Source organism: Bacillus sp. JJ1474 (genome assembly GCF_036965225.1).
In the GTDB taxonomy this organism is placed as follows: domain Bacteria; phylum Bacillota; class Bacilli; order Bacillales; family Cytobacillaceae; genus Cytobacillus.
Genome location: NZ_JBALPC010000307.1, coordinates 1 through 586 on the forward strand (window position 1 = coordinate 1; position 586 = coordinate 586).

Here is a 586-nt window from a genome sequence, read left to right on the forward strand (position 1 = left end):
TTCTACCCTCTGTTTTACCACTATTTATGATAAGGTTCACCGTAACATATTAAAGTGAGGTTTTTTCTGTTTCTTGCAATAATGGGGAGTCGATTTAGCTACTCCTCCTATAGAATTGTTAATACGACAATTCTTAGTATATATGTTAAAATTAATAGTTTTTACACCCATTAAATTTTTGTAGCAAGGAAATCAAAATATTGCTTAAATTTATCACATTGGTTTTTCCATGTCCAATTCTGTATTTGTATTAAGTTTTCTTCAGACAGTTTCTTTAGCAGTGCTGGTTGTTTGTAGATTTTTAATATAGCCTGTTGCAAGGCCTCTATTGAACGATCCTTCAATATGAACTCCTTCTGCTTAGGGCCTAACACTTGTGGAACAATCCCTACATTGGTTGAGATTACTGGAACACCACAAGCCATGGCTTCCAAAATAGGGTTAGGTGTCCCTTCTATTTCTGACATACAGACTAAAATATCGATATTAGAATAGTAGTGAACCATTTCATGGTGAGGAACAATGCGTTCATTACTATCGCAATACTGTCCTGTAATGCGATAGCCTAAATCTTCGAATTGTGCCA

1 protein-coding gene is annotated in these 586 nt (G+C 35.0%); it reads right to left on the bottom strand.

The genetic code is table 11. The features are described from left to right. Positions 1–170 precede the first annotated feature (170 nt). On the bottom strand, positions 171–586 hold a 416-nt coding region (locus V7164_RS25090; RefSeq protein ID WP_335355579.1), incomplete at its 5' end, for a glycosyltransferase.